We start from the raw sequence: 13,993 nt of genomic DNA on the forward strand, positions 1-13,993 counted from the left end.
GTCGCCGCCGGGCAATGACCTCCGAGGTCATCGACGCGCCCACCCGGCTTGGCTCAGCCTGCTGTCACCGGCCTTGCCTTCCGCGGCGCCGGAGACTGCGAAAGGAGCCTATCGTGAAACACTTCCTGTCCCTGCGGACCCTGCTTCTCGTCGATGCGCTGAGCTGCGCCGCAATGGGCGCCATGCTGCTTGCGGCGCCCTCGGCGCTCGGCGGCTGGATGGCCTTGCCGCCAGCCCTGTTGACCGTTGCGGGGCTCATGCTGCTGCCCATTGCCGCCTTCATGGCGGTGCTGGCACGCGGGTCGGCCGTGCCGCGCTGGGCCGTGACGGTGGTCGTCATCGGCAATGTCCTCTGGGCCGCCGTCAGCCTGCTGCTGCCGGTCATGGGGATGGTTTCGCCCAACGCGCTGGGCTGGGTATTCCTGCTGGGTCAGGCGGGCTTCGTGGCGCTGCTGGCCAAGCTGGAGGCGGATGCCGCCTCGCCTGCCGTCCCGGCGTGAGACCGCGCTGCGCGGCCGTTCCGGTCAGGTGGTTCCACCTGACCGGAGCCCGCGTCAGGCGAAGACGAAGTCGCTCGCCGAAAGCGCCGATTTCGCAATGCCGGTCAGGACGATGCTGTCACCGGCATCGAGGGCGACGACCGCGCCGCCGTCCTGGTCGGTGACCCGGTCGAGGATGTTGCCGGCACGCAGCCCGCCGAACCCCACCAACCGGACATGGTCGGCGCCATGCACGAAGTCGCTGATCCGGTCTGCGCCCGTGCCATTGGCGATGACGAAGCTATCCGCGCCCGTCCCGCCGACCAGCACGTCGTTGCCGCGGCCACCGTCGAGCGTATCCGCCCCCGCCCCACCCGTCAGCCAGTTTGCCCCGGCATTGCCGGTGATGAGGTTGTCGAGCGCGTTGCCCTGGCCGGTGCGGGTCGAGCCCTCAAGCACCAGGTTCTCGACCTGGGCCGGCATTGCATAGGTCCCGCCCGCAATGCGGGCGCGCACCATGTCGGTCCCCTGCCCCGCCGCCTCGGTCACCACATCCTGCGCGGTGTCGACCACATAGGCGTCGTTGCCGGCGCCGCCCGTCAGCCAATCCGCCTCGCCGCGGCCGAAGGCTCCGTTCAGTGTGTCGTTGCCGTCGCCGCCCAGCAACCGATCCAGCGCGGCGTCGCCGCCGCCGGCCAGCGAATCGTCGCCTGCCCGCCCTTGCAGCGTATCGCCCCCATCCCCGCCATCGAGCCTGTCCTTCCCCGCGCCGCCATCGAGGGTGTTCGCCGCCGCATTGCCGGTGATGCTGTCATCCCCCGCCCCGCCCTTGGCATTCTCGATGACCGCGCCGTAGGCGATCGCCAAGTTGTGGTGCCCGTCATAGGTCGGGGTCGGCGCCTCGGTGGCGAAGGCCGGGATTTCCAGGCGCTTCTCCGCCACGGTGCCGCGCATGGCAATGCTCGAGAAATAGCCCGCCCGCAGGTCGATGACCGAGTCCAGCACCTGGTCGGAGGTATCGATGGTATCGGCCCCGCCGGCATCCCAGATGGTCTGGAAGAAGCGCGCGTTCGCAGCCCAGGCATAGGTGTCATTGCCTGCCGCATGCGCCATGTTGGCGCCGTAGAGCGCCTGCACGGCCGCGATGTCGTCGAGCATCGGCCCGCTCGGATAGAGCGGCATCGACACATAGCTGTAGTCCTCCGCCGTGCCCGTGACGCTCACCACGGTAGCATTCCCAGGAAGAGAATAATTCATGATCGAATGGCTGAGATCCTGCTCCGCGGCCGGCAGCGTCAGGTTGCCGTCGAAGGGATGCTTCAGCCCGATCGCATGGCCGATCTCGTGGGTCAGGGTCTCGAGCCCGTACTGCCCCGGCGCGGTCTGCACATTCTCGGCGTAGCGCCCAAGATAGACATCGCCGCCGAGATCGACCGGCTTCCCGTCGACGAAGGTCGGATAATAGGAGTAGCCGCCCGCCCCATGCAGCGGCGAATCCGCGCCAAGCCGCATGGTGTCGAAGCTGCCGATGCGGATCTCGCCGCCCCGGCCAGCATCCGGGACTTCGGTGAAGGTCAGGTTGGCGACCGCCGCCCAGGCCCCGAGCGCCGCCCGCGCCGCCGCTTGCATCGATCCATCGAGCGGGGCGAAGCCGGGATGCTCCGCCTGTTCATCATAGGCGGGTACGGCCTGCATGAAGCTGTAGGTCACCGCGGCGGGCGTGCCGATCGCGTCGGGGTGGTTCCATCGTGCCGTCGGCAGGTTGTCCAGATAAGCGAGAAGCGGATCAAAATCGGCCATGAAATCCCTGCTGTAAACGGAAACGCGAGCAGAGCGGGAAGCGCGGCAGACCCGGACGGGGTTTCAGCCGCTGGCGCAGCCCCCTTGACGATCTACTTATGAAGGCGCTTACCACAGGTAACGAGAAGGGTGAGACGAAGCCATGACCTTCGCCGATCCGCAGCCAGCGCAGCTGACGAGGGGGAGCAGCTTTCCCGCCTCTCCCAGCCTCACCGCCGCCAATCCCGGCCTCGACGCCTTCGTCGCACTCTGCGGCGAGGCTACCTGGGCCGCACGCCTCGCCGATATCGGCAACCGCGCCCAGGTGAACTCCCTCACCGGCCGTGCGGCCCAGCAGCGCCATGCGTTGGAGTTGGCTCTCGCCCGCCTCTCCGGCCGCCGCGCCCTGACCCGCGCCAGCAGCGCCGAGCGCCTGGTCTCCACCTTCGCCGAGGAAGCCGTCCGCCTCGCCGACAGCCTACCTGATGGACCACGCGCCCGGATGCGCGACCAGATCATCGCCGGCCTCACCGGCGAGGCGACGCTCATCCCACTGTTTCACCTGCTGCGCACCGCGGCCCTGCTGCGCGAGAGCGGCTTCTCCGTCCGCTTCACCGGCCTGGCGGAGGGCACGCCGCATGACCTGGTAGCGGACCGGGACGGTGCCAGCGCAGAAGTGATCTGCGAGACAGTCTCCGCCGAGGAAGGCCGCCCCGTCCATCGTGGCGACTGGTATGCCCTGGTCGACCGTCTCAATCCTGAGCTGCAGTCCTGGCTCGCCGACCATCCCGGCCGCTACCTGCTGAAGATGACCCTGCCGAAGGGCATCTCCGGTTCCGAGCAGCTGGACGAGCTGCGCACCCGCATCTCCGCCATGCTGTCCGCCGGCAAGCGGCAGGATGCCAGCAGCGAGGCAGTGCTGAAGCTCGATCCATTGGTGCTCACCGGCCCGCAACAAGGCGTCAACGGCCTCTCCGCCCGGCTTCGCGCCCAGTTCGGACCGGAGGCCCATCTCGCCATCACCTCCGACGCCACGAGCGGCAGCGTCTTCGTCCTCGCCGCCCGCGCGGGACGGGAGAACGAGATCGCCGGCGCCGTCGCCCGCCGCCTTGGATTGATGGCGGAGGCGCGGCTGTCCGGCCGCAGGCCCGGCATCGCCGCTGTCTTCCTCGAAGATGTGGACCGGACCGAATGGCGCGGCCTGCGTGAACAGCTGGAGCTGGAGGGCGCCGTCCGACGCTTCCTGACGACGCCGCCGGCGCGGCACGTGGTCGCGGTCACCTGCGCCTCGCGCTTCGAGATGTTCGGTGCCGCCCCGCCCGATGCGGCGCTTGAACCGGCTCTCCGTTTCCGCAACCCCTCCCATCCCGCGGCGCGGATCCAGGCGCTGGCGCCAGCCATCCTTTCCTCCATGTAGCGGCTTCTTGATCGGCGACCGCAAGGAAACCGTCTTCAATCTGCCACGTTTCCCTGCGGCACTGACCGACGCTGCCTCTGCCGGCAAGGCTGGCAGGGTAGAAGGGAATCGAGCCGCATGAATGACCGCGAATTCCAGGCCAAGCTCGACGAGCTGGACCAGTTGCTGAACGACCCCGATGTGCGGATGGACCCGCATCGGGTCTGGACCCTGCTGGCGGAGATCAGTGCCGCTGAGGCTCAGATCGCGGCGGAATGAGCCCCGCGTCAGGCGCCATGGCCCGCCGCTCATGGGCGCGCGGGCCTTAGAGGGAGGCAATATCAGGCGCCGAGGATCTTCCAGATCCCGTCTGCGTGCACCACCGTGCGGCTGCCGACCATCACCAGCCCCCGGACGAACACCACAGAGCGCGTGGCGCGCAGGATTTCCGCACGCCCCTCGACGAAATCCCCGACCCGCGCCGGCGAGATGAACTGGGTGCTCAGTTGCACCGTGGTGCAGGGCTTTCGCCCTGCCGCTTCCCAAACCGTCATGCCGAGCACATCGTCGGCAAAGCTCATCAGCATGCCGCCATGGACGACGCCGCCATTGTTGAGATGGCGCGGCTCGGCTGGGAAGCCGTAGCGGAAGCCGCCCTCCTCTCGCCTGAACCAGAACGGCCCGATCAGGGCGGGGTAGCCTTCCGGCCGCAGGGGCTTCCAGCCGGCGGCGGCAGGATCGAAAAGGGTCGGTGCATCGCTCATGCCGGGAGCTTATCCCGCACCGCAGCAATCAGGAACTCCCGGTTGCCCTCGGGGCCGAGCAACGGGCTCGGCTCCACGCCGAGGACGCGCCAGCCGGGCAACGCGCTCCACCAGTCCTCGATCCTGCGGCAGACGCTGCGATGCACGGCGGCATCCCGCACCACGCCGCCTTTGGCAATGGCTGGCCCGACCTCGAATTGCGGCTTGATCAGCGCGACCGCCCAGGCCCCCTTCGCACAGAGCGAGAGTGGCTGCGGCAGCACCACTTGCAATCCGATGAAGCTCGCATCGCAGACCAGCACCTCAGGCGCCGCGTCGAGCTGCGCGGCCTCAAGGTAACGCGCATTCACTCGCTCCATGACGATGATGCGCGGGTCGTTCCTGAGATTCCATGCGAGCTGTCCATGCCCCACATCGACCGCGAAGACCCGCGCCGCCCCGTGATGCAGCAGAACATGGGTGAAGCCGCCCGTGGAGGCACCCACATCGATGGCGACCTTCCCCTCCGGCGACAGCCCGAAATGCCGGATGGCGTGGTCAAGCTTGACGCCGCCGCGCGAGACCCAGGGATGGTCCTGCCCCCGCACCTCGAGCGGCGTACCCGGGGCCAACATCTGCCCTGCCTTCTCGATCCGCCGCTCCGCGGAGAAGACCTTGCCGGCGAGGATCAGGGCCTGGGCCCGGGTGCGGCTCTCGGCCAGCCCCCGGTCCACCAGCGCCTGGTCGGCGCGCTCCTTGGCGATGGTCGCCTCAGGCCCGCGCCGGCTGCGCCGCAGCCCCAGCACCGAGTGCCGCGACCGCCATGGCGACGATCTGCGCGGCATTCAGCCCCGCTTCGTCATACTGCTTCTTCGGCGCCTCATGGTCGATGAAGCGGTCCGGCAGGCACATCGGCCGCACCTTCAGCCCATGATCCAGCATCCCGCGCAGCGCCAGGTGCTGGAGCACGAAGCTGCCGAAGCCGCCCACCGAGCCCTCCTCAATGGTGATCAGCACCTCATGCTCGCGTGCCAGACGCTCGACCAGGTCGGTATCGAGCGGCTTGGCGAAGCGCGCATCGGCGACGGTGGTGGAAAGTCCACGCGCCCCGAGTTCGTCCGCCGCCTTCAGGCATTCCTGCAGCCGGGCGCCGTAGGAAAGGATGGCGACGCTCGTCCCTTCGCGCAGCACGCGTCCCTTGCCGATTTCGAGCGGCGTGCCCCGCTTCGGCAACTCAAGCCCCAGACCCTCGCCACGCGGGTAGCGGAAGGCGCTCGGCCGGTCGTCGATGGCGGCCGCCGTCGCGACCATGTGCATCAGCTCCATCTCGTCCGCCGCCGCCATCAGCACGATGCCTGGCAAGCAGCCCAGATAGGCGATGTCGAAACTGCCCGCATGGGTTGCCCCATCGGCACCGACCAGACCTGCCCGGTCCATGGCGAAGCGGACGGGCAGCGATTGCAGCACCACGTCGTGCACGACCTGGTCATAGCCGCGCTGCAGGAAGGTCGAATAGATGGCACAGAAAGGCTTCATCCCCTCCGTCGCCATGCCGGCGGCGAAGGTGACGGCATGCTGCTCGGCAATGCCGACGTCGAAGCTGCGCTTGGGGAATTTCCTCGCAAAGGCATCGAGCCCCGTTCCCGCCGGCATCGCCGCGTTGACGGCGACGATGCGCTCATCCGCCTCCGCTTCCGCGATCAGCGCATTGGAGAAGACCTTGGTGTAGCTCGGCGGCCCCGGCGGCGGCTTCTGCTGCTCACCTGTGACGACGTTGAACTTGACGACGCCGTGATACTTGTCGGCGCTCGCCTCGGCGGGCGCATAGCCCTTGCCCTTCTGCGTCACCACATGCAGCAGCACCGGCTCGCCGAGCTCGGTGTCGCGCAGATTCCGCAGGATCGGCAGCAGGTGGTCGAGGTCGTGCCCGTCGATCGGCCCGACATAGTAGAAGCCGAGTTCCTCGAAGAGCGTGCCGCCGGTGAGCAGCCCACGCGCATACTCGTCCGCCCGCTTGGCGGCGCGCTCGATCGGCGCCGGGAAGCGCCGCGCCAGCTTCGCCATCATGTCGCGAATGGACAGGAAGGGCCGCGAGGAGACGACCTTCGAGAGATAGGCGCTCATAGCGCCGACCGGCGGCGCGATCGACATGTCGTTGTCGTTGAGGATGACGATCAGGCGCGAGCGCTCGGCGCCCGCATTGTTCATCGCCTCATAGGCCATGCCGGCGCTCATCGCGCCGTCGCCGATCACGGCGACGACATTGCGCGGGTCGCCCCGCAGCTCGCTCGCCACCGCCATGCCGAGGCCGGCGGAGATGGAGGTCGAGGAATGCGCTGCCCCGAAGGGGTCGTACTCGCTCTCGCTGCGGCGGGTGAAGCCGGAGAGGCCGCCGCCCTGGCGCAGCGTGCGGATGCGGTCGCGCCGCCCGGTCAGGATCTTGTGGGGATAGGCCTGGTGGCCAACATCCCAGATCAGCCGATCCCGCGGCGTCTCGAAGACGGCGTGGATGGCGACCGTCAGCTCGACGACGCCGAGCGAAGCGCCGAGATGGCCGCCGGTCTGGCTGACCGCATGAATGGTCTCGGCCCTGAGCTCCGAGGCGAGCTGCTTGAGCTGCTCGCCCGAGAGGTTGCGCATATCGGCCGGGATCTTGACACGGTCGAGGAGCGGGGTGGCGGAAGGAACGGACATCAGCTCCTCCGCTCGATCACGAAATCTGCGAGCATGCGCAAGAGGTCTGCCCTCTCTTCGAAGACGTCAAGATGGGATTTGGCCTGGTCCACCAGCCGCTCGGCCTGCAGCCGGGCCCGATCGAGCCCGAGCAGGGAGACGAGCGTCGCCTTGCCGGCCTCGGCATCCTTGCCGGTGCGCTTGCCCGCCTCCTCGGCGGTGACGGTGGCGTCCAGCAGGTCGTCTGCGATCTGGAAGGCGGCGCCGAGGTCGCGGCCGTAGCCGAGCAGCGCATGCCGCTGGGAGGCCGCGGCCTTGCCGAGCACCGCCCCCGCCTCGGCCGAGAATTCGATCAGCTTGCCGGTCTTCAGCGTCTGCAAGCGGCCGATAGCGGCCTCGTCGAGCGCCGCCCCGCTCTCCTCGGCCAGCATGTCGAGCATCTGCCCGCCGCACATGCCGCGCGCGCCGGCGGCCTGGGCAAGGCATCGCACCAGCTCCACCCGGACGGAAGGATCGGGATGCGTGTCCTCATGCGCCAGCGCGGCGAAGGCCTGGGTCTGCAAGGCGTCGCCGGCGAGGATGGCGGTCGCCTCGTCGAAGGCCTTGTGCACGGTCGGCTTGCCCCGGCGCAGGTCGTCATCGTCCATCGCCGGCAGGTCGTCATGGACGAGGCTGTAGGCATGCAGCATCTCGAGCGCGCCCGCGACGCGCAGCGCCGCATGGCGGGAGACGCCGAACTGCCGGGCTCCTTCCAGCACCAGGAAGCCGCGCAGACGCTTGCCGCCGCCGACTGCCGCATAGCGCATGGCCGCATAGAGCCGCGCCTCGGGCCCTTCCTCCGGCGGCAGCAGGATGTCGAGGGCCTGATCGATCTCCTCCGCCGCCAGCGCCATGGCACGGCGGAGGTCCAAGGTCTGGGTGGTCATGCTCATCTCATTCCACGTCGCGGAGGGTGGGGCCACCAGGGGCGTCGACGATCGCCTGGACCTTCGCTTCCGCTTCCGCCAGCTTCTGCTCGCAATGCCGGCGGAGCGCGGCGCCGCGCTCGTAATCGGCGATGGCCTGGGCGAGCGTGCCCCGGCCGCCTTCCAGCGACTTCACGATGTCTTCCAGCTCCGCCAGCGCGTCCTCGAAGGACAGCGCGGCGATATCCTCCGGCGGGGATGGCCGCCGCGCAGGGGCCGTCTGGCCTTGCGCCTCTCCCATTCGGTGCTCCTGGTTCGAACCCCCAGCATACAGCCCTTACCCGTTTGGTAACACCGGCTGCTTTGCATCGCCCGCCGTCCGTTCCAATTTTGGCACACCGACGTCTGCCAACCCTTGGAAATCACAGGATTTCAATGGCTTTCCCCGCATTCCCCGCGGCCCTCACTGCCGGGGCCCGCGCCAGTCCCGGGCCGGTGCCCCCGTCACCCGTCGCGCCCGATGCCGGCCATCCGCTCAAGCACGGCGCAGACCGCCGCCGTATCCTCCCCGGCGAGGCCCTGCGCCATGGCCGCCGCATAATAGGGCTGGGTCGCGTTGAAGAGCGGCACCGGGCAACCGAGCGAGGCCGCGAAGTCGCCGATCACTGCCATGTCCTTCTGCCACATCGCGAGGCGCATGCTGGGCGGAGCGTAGCTGCCCGCCGCCATCATCGGCGCACGCAGCTCGAAGACGCGGGAATTGCCGGCGCCGCCCCGCACCACCTCGGCCACCTGGGCCGGATCGAGCCCCGCCTTCCGCGCCAGCACCATGGCCTCGGCCGAGGCGAGGTTGTGGATGGCGACCAGCAGGTTGGCCACGAATTTCATCCGCGTGCCGTTGCCGAATTCGCCGAGGTCATGCGCCGCCCTGGCGAAGCCGGCGAAGAAGGGCGCCAGCCCGGCGATCGCCCCACCGTCCCCGCTGGCATAGACCACCAGGTCGCGATGCACCGCCTGCGCCCCGGTGCCGGAGAGCGGGCAGTCGAGCATGCGGTGCCCCGCCCCGGCGAGAATCCCGGCGGCGGCCTGCTTGTCCGCCAGCGCGAAGGTGCTGGTCTCGACCACCAGCCGCGGCGGCAGCCCGGCCGCGGCCAGTGCGGCTACCGTGTCGTGCAGCGACCCGGGTCGCGGCAGGCTGGTGAGCAGCAGCGGCACCTCCCGCGCCAGCGCCGCCGCATCCTCGGCGATGGCGATGCCCGCCGCGGCCAGTTCCGCCCGGCGGGACGGGTTGGTGTCGAAGCCCGAGACCTGCCAGCCCGCCTCCCGCAGGTTGCGCGCCATGGCGCCCCCCATGATGCCGAGGCCGATCACGCCGACGACCTGTTCCATGATTGTCCCTCCCCTTCCGGGCACTCTCGCCCGCTCTTGGCCGGCGGCGCAACGCAGGCCACTCTCCGCCGCCTTGGGGGACCAACATGCCGATAGAACAGGCGCTCGAGTGGATCAGCCAGCACCGGATGGGCATGGTCATTCTCGTCGTGGTGATGATGGTGACCGTCTGGGCGCGGAACCGGAAGTAGGCGCTGCTTGCATCGCCCTGGCCGCCTGCCGATGATCGTCCTGCGTCCGACAAGAAAGGCAGAACGATGCGCCGTCCCCTCCTCCATGCCGGCTTCGCGGGTGCCTTCGTGGCTGGCCTGCTCGCCGCCCGCCTCATGCCCTCGGCCGAGGCGCAATCCTCTCCGCCGCCGCTGGAGCCGCGGATCGTCAACGTCATGACCATGACGGATGAGGAAATCGGGCCACTCATCCGCGATACCGACCTGCGCAGCCGCACCCTCGTCGCCACGCCCGACGGCACGGTGGCGGTCCAGAGCGGCAACGTGTTCCGCCACTTCCATGCCGATGCGAACGAGATCCAGCTGATCCTGGATGGCGCCGGCTCCTTCTGGCTCGGCGACCGCGAGGTGCAGATCAAGGCGGGCGACCTCATCGTCATCCCCAAGGGCACCATCCATGCCGGCTCCCGCGCCACCACCGGCCGGTTCCGGGCGATCGCCATCAAGCTGCCGCCACAGCGGCCGGACGATACCCACGCGGCGCCTTGACGCGGCGCGGCGCCGCTTCGCAAGCTTTCCTTGAGGCCGGCGCCGACCGGCCCCAAGGGAAGGAAACGCCGCCATGCGGGCCACGCGCCGCCTGGCCCTCGGGCTCGCCGCCGCGCCTTTCGCGGCCCGCGCCCAACCGGGCCGCTACCCCGACCGCCCCGTCCGCATCGTCGTCCCCTTCGCGCCCGGTGGCCCGACCGATGTGATGGCCCGGGTGCTCTCGGCCGGGCTCACGGCCGCCCTCGGCCAGCCGGTCGTCGTCGAGAACCGGGGCGGAGGCGGCGGCAATATCGGCGCCGCCCATGTGGCCCGCAGCGCGCCGGACGGCACCACGCTGCTGGTCGTCTCCACCGGCTTCGTAGTCAATCCGAGCCTCTTCCGCAGCCCGGGATATGACCCGGTTCGGGATTTCGCCCCGGTAACGGAGCTCGGCGCCTCGCCCAATCTCATCATTGCCGGCGCGCAATCGGGCATCCGCTCGCTCGCCGACCTCATCGCCGCCGCCAAGGCGCGGCCGGGCGGGCTCGACATGGCCAATCCCGGCACCGGCTCCACGCCTCACCTCACGGCGGAACTGCTGCGCCTGCGCGCGGGGATCGAGTTCGTGCAGATCACTCATGCCAGCGCGGCGCTCGCGGTGCAGTCGGTGCTCGGCGGCGTCACCCCGGCCGGCGTCGCGGCGCTGCCGCCGGCCCAGCCGCACATCCTCTCCGGCGCGGTCCGCGCGCTCGCCATCACCAGCGCCGAGCGATGGCCGGACCTGCCGGACGTGCCGACCATGCAGGAGCTTGGCTATCCGGGCTTCGTCTCGGAGACCTTCCAGGCCCTCCTCGCCCCCGCCGGCACGCCGCCCGCCATCATCGACCGCCTGGCGGGCGACAGCTTCGCCACCCTCGCCGAGCCGGCGACCCGCGCCAGGCTTCGCGCCGCGGGCTTCGGCGTCGAGCCGCGCGGCCCGGCCGCGCTCGCCGAGCGCATCGCCCGCGAGGTGCCGCTCTGGCGCGACATCATCCGTCAGGCCGGCATTCCGTCCGAATAGCGCTTCCGCTTGACGGCATGCCGCAAGACGGCTTGGCTGATATGGCACGCGCCCCGGAAGAGGGCAGCGGCACCAGGGAGAGACGCCAGATGACGGCATTCGGGACCACCCGGCGCGGCCTTTTGGGGGCTGGCGCCGCCCTTACCATCCCCGCCAGCGTCGCACGCGCCCAAGGGCCGGCCCGCGGCGGCGACCCGCTCCGCGTCGGGGTGATGACCGATCTCTCCGGCCCCTTCGCCGGCGCCGGCAGCCAGCCGCTGTTCTGGGGCGCCGAGGTGGCGATCGAGCTGTTCAACGAGCGCGGCGGCGTCGATGGCCGCCCCGTCCAGGCCGTCACCGCCGACAGCCAGAGCAAGGCCGACGTCGCCATCAACGAGATGGAGCGCCTGCTCGGCCAGGAGCGGCTGGAGGTGGTGACGGGCATCTACTCCTCCGCCCATGCCGTGCCGCTCTCGGGCCGCTTCGAGCAGTCGAGGAAGATGATGTGGATCACTTCAGCCATCGCGACGGCGGTGCTGAAGGACAAGAACTTCCGCTACGTCTTCCGCCCCACCGTGCATTCCGACCAGTATGGCGAGGGCTCGATCTCCGCCATCGCCGACAATGCCCAGGCGAAGCTCGGCCTGGCGCCCGACAAGGTGAAGCTCGGCGTCATCTACGAGGACGGGCCCTATGGCACCGGCGTCGCCTCGGCGATCGAGGCGAATGCCAAGAGCCGCAACATGCCGATCGTCCTCAAGGAAGCCTACTCCTCGACCGCGCCCGACCTCTCGACGCTGGTGACGAAGCTGCGGCGCGAGCGGCCCGACATCGTCCTCCAGGTCGGCTACAACCCGGACATCACGCTCTTCCTGCGCCAGGCGAAGTCGGGCGGCCTCCGCTTCAAGATGCTGATCGGCCACGGTGCCGGCTGGTCGCAGATCGACCGGCTGACGGAGACCTTCGGCCAGGACGTGAACTTCATGTGCAACGTGGACCCGGCGGCGACGCAGATGCTCGATTGGAGCAAGCTGCAGCCGGGCGTCGGCGACCTGGCGAAGACCTTCATGGACCGCTTCCAGGCGAAGCATAAGCTGAGCGACCCGCCGACCCATGCCTCCATGGGCTTCAACAACACCTGGATCTTCCTCGAGCACGTCCTCAGGCCCGCCGTCCGCAAGACCGGGGGAATGACCGCCGATGCCCTGCGCGAGGCGGCGCTCCAGGTGGACGTGCCGACCGGCGGCACCATCCAGGGCTATGGCGTGAAATTCGTGCCTCCCGGCAACCCCATGGCCGGGCAGAACGAGCGCAGCATCGCGGTCGTCATGCAGTTCGAGAACGGCAAGTCGAAGGTGGTCTGGCCGACCTCGCTCGGCCAGCCGATCGTCATGCCGCTGCCCGCCGGCAACGCCTACGCCGCCCGATGAGTACGGCCCCGCTGCTGGAGGTCGCCGGGCTCACCAAGCGCTTCGGCGGCTTCACCGCGGTCGACAACGTCTCCTTTGCGGTCGGCAAGGGCGAGATCCTCGGCCTGCTCGGCCCGAACGGCTCCGGCAAGAGCACGACCTTCAACTGCGTCGCGGGAATGCTCCGCCCGACCTCCGGCTCGGTGCGGCTCGCCGGCGAGGAGATCGGCGGGCTGACGGCGGACGAGACCTGCCGGCGGGGGATCGGCCGCACATTCCAGATTCCCCGCCCCTTCCGTGGCCTCTCGCTGCTGGAGAATGCAACCCTCGCCGCGCATTACGGCGCCGGCGGCCACATCGCCCGCGAGGAGGCGGAGACCCGCGCCCGCGACGCCCTCCGCCTAGCCCAGCTCCCCGACGACCCGCACGCGACGGCGCACGGCCTCGGCGCGGCGGGGCTGAAGAAGCTGGAACTGGCCCGGGCGCTCGCCACCCAGCCCCGCCTACTGCTGGCGGATGAGAGCCTCGGCGGCCTCGACACCGCCGAGATGCATCAGGCCGCTGCCATGCTGAAGCGCATCCGTGACGAGCGCGGCATCACCATCGTCTGGGTCGAGCATATCATGGGCGTGCTGCTCTCGGTCGTCGATCGCGTCGTGGTGCTCGACCACGGCGCCGTCATCTTCCAGGGCACGCCCGAGGCGGCGCAAGCGGATGAGCGCGTCGCCGAGGTCTATCTCGGCCCGCCCGAAAGCCGCGCCGCATGAGCGCGACCTTGGAACTGTCTGGCATCCATGCCGGCTACGGCGATTTCCAGGCGCTCTTCGGCATCGGCCTCCGCGTGGAGCCGGGCGAGGCGGTCGGCGTCGTCGGGCCGAACGGCGCCGGCAAGACCACCCTGCTCCGCGTCATCTCCGGCCTGATCCGCCCGACCGCGGGAAGCCTCCGCTTCGGCGAGCAGGATCTGGCGACGACGCCCGCGCATCTGCTGCCCTCGCTCGGCATCGCCCATGTGCCGGAGAATCGCCGCCTCTTCCCGCATCTCACCGTCGAGGAGAACCTGAAGGTCGGCGCCTTCTCGCCCGCTGCCCGCGCGCATTTCGCCGAGCGGCGCGACCGCGTCTATGACCTCTTCCCCCGCATGAAGCAGCGCCGGCACCAGCTCGCCGGCACCATGTCGGGCGGCGAGCAGCAGATGTGCGCCATCGGCCGCGCCCTGATGTGCGCGCCCCGCATCCTGCTGCTCGACGAGCCCTCGGCCGGTCTCGCCCCGATCGTCGTGAAGCAGGTGTTCGACCTCGTCCGCCGCATCCGCGAGGAAGGGCTGACGGTGCTGATCGTCGAGCAGAACGTGGCGCAGGTGCTGCGCGTCGTCGACCGCGCCTATGTGCTGGAGACCGGTCGCGTCGCCGCCGAGGGCCGCTCGGCCGATCTCGTCGCGGACCCGGCCATCCGCCGCAGCTATCTCGGAGGGCACTAAGCC

The 13,993-nt window shown here is 69.8% G+C and carries 15 protein-coding genes; 8 read left to right on the forward strand and 7 right to left on the reverse strand.

The annotated features are described in order from the left end of the window. Positions 1-113 precede the first annotated feature (113 nt). Positions 114-500, forward strand: a complete 387-nt coding sequence (locus JMJ56_RS15020) for a hypothetical protein (RefSeq protein ID WP_202832577.1) — start codon at positions 114-116, stop codon at positions 498-500. Positions 501-554: 54 nt separating this feature from the next. Here the strand turns inward: JMJ56_RS15020 and JMJ56_RS15025 are convergent, their stop codons facing one another. Further along, positions 555-2,279, reverse strand: coding sequence for a M10 family metallopeptidase C-terminal domain-containing protein (locus JMJ56_RS15025; protein ID WP_202832578.1), 1,725 nt, complete (start codon positions 2,277-2,279; stop codon positions 555-557). 142 nt (positions 2,280-2,421) lie between these two features. Here JMJ56_RS15025 and JMJ56_RS15030 point away from each other — a divergent pair, with 142 nt between their 5' ends. Both JMJ56_RS15030 and JMJ56_RS15035 read left to right on the forward strand, forming a co-directional pair. Continuing rightward, positions 2,422-3,675 carry a hypothetical protein gene (locus JMJ56_RS15030; RefSeq protein ID WP_202832579.1) on the forward strand — a complete coding sequence of 418 codons (1,254 nt, stop codon included), beginning with the start codon at positions 2,422-2,424 and terminating at the stop codon, positions 3,673-3,675. Between the two features lie 117 nt (positions 3,676-3,792). Continuing rightward, complete coding sequence (locus JMJ56_RS15035; RefSeq protein WP_090560519.1) at positions 3,793-3,933, forward strand: peptide chain release factor 1; 141 nt, start codon at positions 3,793-3,795, stop codon at positions 3,931-3,933. Positions 3,934-3,995: 62 nt separating this feature from the next. Here JMJ56_RS15035 and JMJ56_RS15040 read toward each other — a convergent pair whose 3' ends face one another. The 6 genes from JMJ56_RS15040 to JMJ56_RS15065 all read right to left on the reverse strand — a co-directional run bounded on the left by JMJ56_RS15040 (position 3,996) and on the right by JMJ56_RS15065 (position 9,364). Beyond that, on the reverse strand, positions 3,996-4,418 hold the full coding sequence (locus tag JMJ56_RS15040) for a PaaI family thioesterase (protein WP_202832580.1): 423 nt from the start codon (positions 4,416-4,418) through the stop codon (positions 3,996-3,998). Beyond that, entirely contained in the window at positions 4,415-5,161 is a 747-nt protein-coding gene (locus tag JMJ56_RS15045; protein ID WP_202832706.1) for a TlyA family RNA methyltransferase, read from the reverse strand. Before JMJ56_RS15045 ends, JMJ56_RS15040 begins: the two co-directional genes overlap by 4 nt. Before the next feature lie 7 nt (positions 5,162-5,168). Beyond that, positions 5,169-7,091 (reverse strand): 1-deoxy-D-xylulose-5-phosphate synthase, encoded by a 1,923-nt coding sequence (gene dxs, locus JMJ56_RS15050; protein ID WP_202832581.1) that lies wholly within the window; start codon positions 7,089-7,091, stop codon positions 5,169-5,171. Beyond that, the gene (locus JMJ56_RS15055; RefSeq protein WP_407927915.1) at positions 7,091-8,002 is read right to left on the reverse strand and encodes a polyprenyl synthetase family protein; all 912 of its coding nucleotides are present in this window, start codon (positions 8,000-8,002) and stop codon (positions 7,091-7,093) included. The genes dxs and JMJ56_RS15055 overlap by 1 nt, the downstream gene beginning before the upstream one ends. Before the next feature lies 1 nt (position 8,003). Then, positions 8,004-8,276, reverse strand: a complete 273-nt coding sequence (locus tag JMJ56_RS15060; RefSeq protein WP_202832582.1) for an exodeoxyribonuclease VII small subunit — start codon at positions 8,274-8,276, stop codon at positions 8,004-8,006. Positions 8,277-8,479: 203 nt separating this feature from the next. Continuing rightward, positions 8,480-9,364: an NAD(P)-dependent oxidoreductase gene (locus tag JMJ56_RS15065; protein WP_202832583.1), complete on the reverse strand. Its 885-nt coding sequence runs from the start codon at positions 9,362-9,364 to the stop codon at positions 8,480-8,482. A 257-nt stretch (positions 9,365-9,621) separates the two neighbouring features. Between JMJ56_RS15065 and JMJ56_RS15070 the strand changes: the two genes are divergently transcribed. The 5 genes from JMJ56_RS15070 (at position 9,622) to JMJ56_RS15090 (ending at position 13,990) form a co-directional block, all read left to right on the forward strand. Further along, positions 9,622-10,083, forward strand: a complete 462-nt coding sequence (locus JMJ56_RS15070) for an AraC family ligand binding domain-containing protein (RefSeq protein ID WP_202832584.1) — start codon at positions 9,622-9,624, stop codon at positions 10,081-10,083. A 73-nt stretch (positions 10,084-10,156) separates the two neighbouring features. After that, positions 10,157-11,122, forward strand: coding sequence for a Bug family tripartite tricarboxylate transporter substrate binding protein (locus JMJ56_RS15075; RefSeq protein WP_202832585.1), 966 nt, complete (start codon positions 10,157-10,159; stop codon positions 11,120-11,122). A gap of 89 nt (positions 11,123-11,211) precedes the next feature. Continuing rightward, a complete protein-coding gene (locus tag JMJ56_RS15080) occupies positions 11,212-12,531 on the forward strand; it encodes an ABC transporter substrate-binding protein (RefSeq protein WP_202832586.1) in 1,320 nt (439 codons plus the stop codon). Further along, complete coding sequence (locus JMJ56_RS15085; RefSeq protein WP_236037790.1) at positions 12,528-13,277, forward strand: ABC transporter ATP-binding protein; 750 nt, start codon at positions 12,528-12,530, stop codon at positions 13,275-13,277. The genes JMJ56_RS15080 and JMJ56_RS15085 overlap by 4 nt, the downstream gene beginning before the upstream one ends. After that, a complete protein-coding gene (locus tag JMJ56_RS15090) occupies positions 13,274-13,990 on the forward strand; it encodes an ABC transporter ATP-binding protein (protein ID WP_202832587.1) in 717 nt (238 codons plus the stop codon). The genes JMJ56_RS15085 and JMJ56_RS15090 overlap by 4 nt, the downstream gene beginning before the upstream one ends. Positions 13,991-13,993 lie beyond the last annotated feature (3 nt).

Source organism: Belnapia arida (assembly GCF_016773205.1).
GTDB lineage: Bacteria > Pseudomonadota > Alphaproteobacteria > Acetobacterales > Acetobacteraceae > Belnapia > Belnapia arida.

What these genes read in the sequence shown, in the direction of transcription:
- JMJ56_RS15025 (WP_202832578.1), bottom strand. Translation starts at nt 2,279, where the DNA reads ATGGCCGATTTTGATCCGCTTCTCGCTTATCTGGACAACCTGCCGACG.
- JMJ56_RS15030 (WP_202832579.1), top strand. Translation starts at nt 2,422, where the DNA reads ATGACCTTCGCCGATCCGCAGCCAGCGCAGCTGACGAGGGGGAGCAGC.
- JMJ56_RS15035 (WP_090560519.1), top strand. Translation starts at nt 3,793, where the DNA reads ATGAATGACCGCGAATTCCAGGCCAAGCTCGACGAGCTGGACCAGTTG.
- JMJ56_RS15040 (WP_202832580.1), bottom strand. Translation starts at nt 4,418, where the DNA reads ATGAGCGATGCACCGACCCTTTTCGATCCTGCCGCCGCCGGCTGGAAG.
- dxs (WP_202832581.1), bottom strand. Translation starts at nt 7,091, where the DNA reads ATGTCCGTTCCTTCCGCCACCCCGCTCCTCGACCGTGTCAAGATCCCG.
- JMJ56_RS15055 (WP_407927915.1), bottom strand. Translation starts at nt 8,002, where the DNA reads ATGAGCATGACCACCCAGACCTTGGACCTCCGCCGTGCCATGGCGCTG.
- JMJ56_RS15060 (WP_202832582.1), bottom strand. Translation starts at nt 8,276, where the DNA reads ATGGGAGAGGCGCAAGGCCAGACGGCCCCTGCGCGGCGGCCATCCCCG.
- JMJ56_RS15065 (WP_202832583.1), bottom strand. Translation starts at nt 9,364, where the DNA reads ATGGAACAGGTCGTCGGCGTGATCGGCCTCGGCATCATGGGGGGCGCC.
- JMJ56_RS15070 (WP_202832584.1), top strand. Translation starts at nt 9,622, where the DNA reads ATGCGCCGTCCCCTCCTCCATGCCGGCTTCGCGGGTGCCTTCGTGGCT.
- JMJ56_RS15075 (WP_202832585.1), top strand. Translation starts at nt 10,157, where the DNA reads ATGCGGGCCACGCGCCGCCTGGCCCTCGGGCTCGCCGCCGCGCCTTTC.
- JMJ56_RS15080 (WP_202832586.1), top strand. Translation starts at nt 11,212, where the DNA reads ATGACGGCATTCGGGACCACCCGGCGCGGCCTTTTGGGGGCTGGCGCC.
- JMJ56_RS15085 (WP_236037790.1), top strand. Translation starts at nt 12,528, where the DNA reads ATGAGTACGGCCCCGCTGCTGGAGGTCGCCGGGCTCACCAAGCGCTTC.
- JMJ56_RS15090 (WP_202832587.1), top strand. Translation starts at nt 13,274, where the DNA reads ATGAGCGCGACCTTGGAACTGTCTGGCATCCATGCCGGCTACGGCGAT.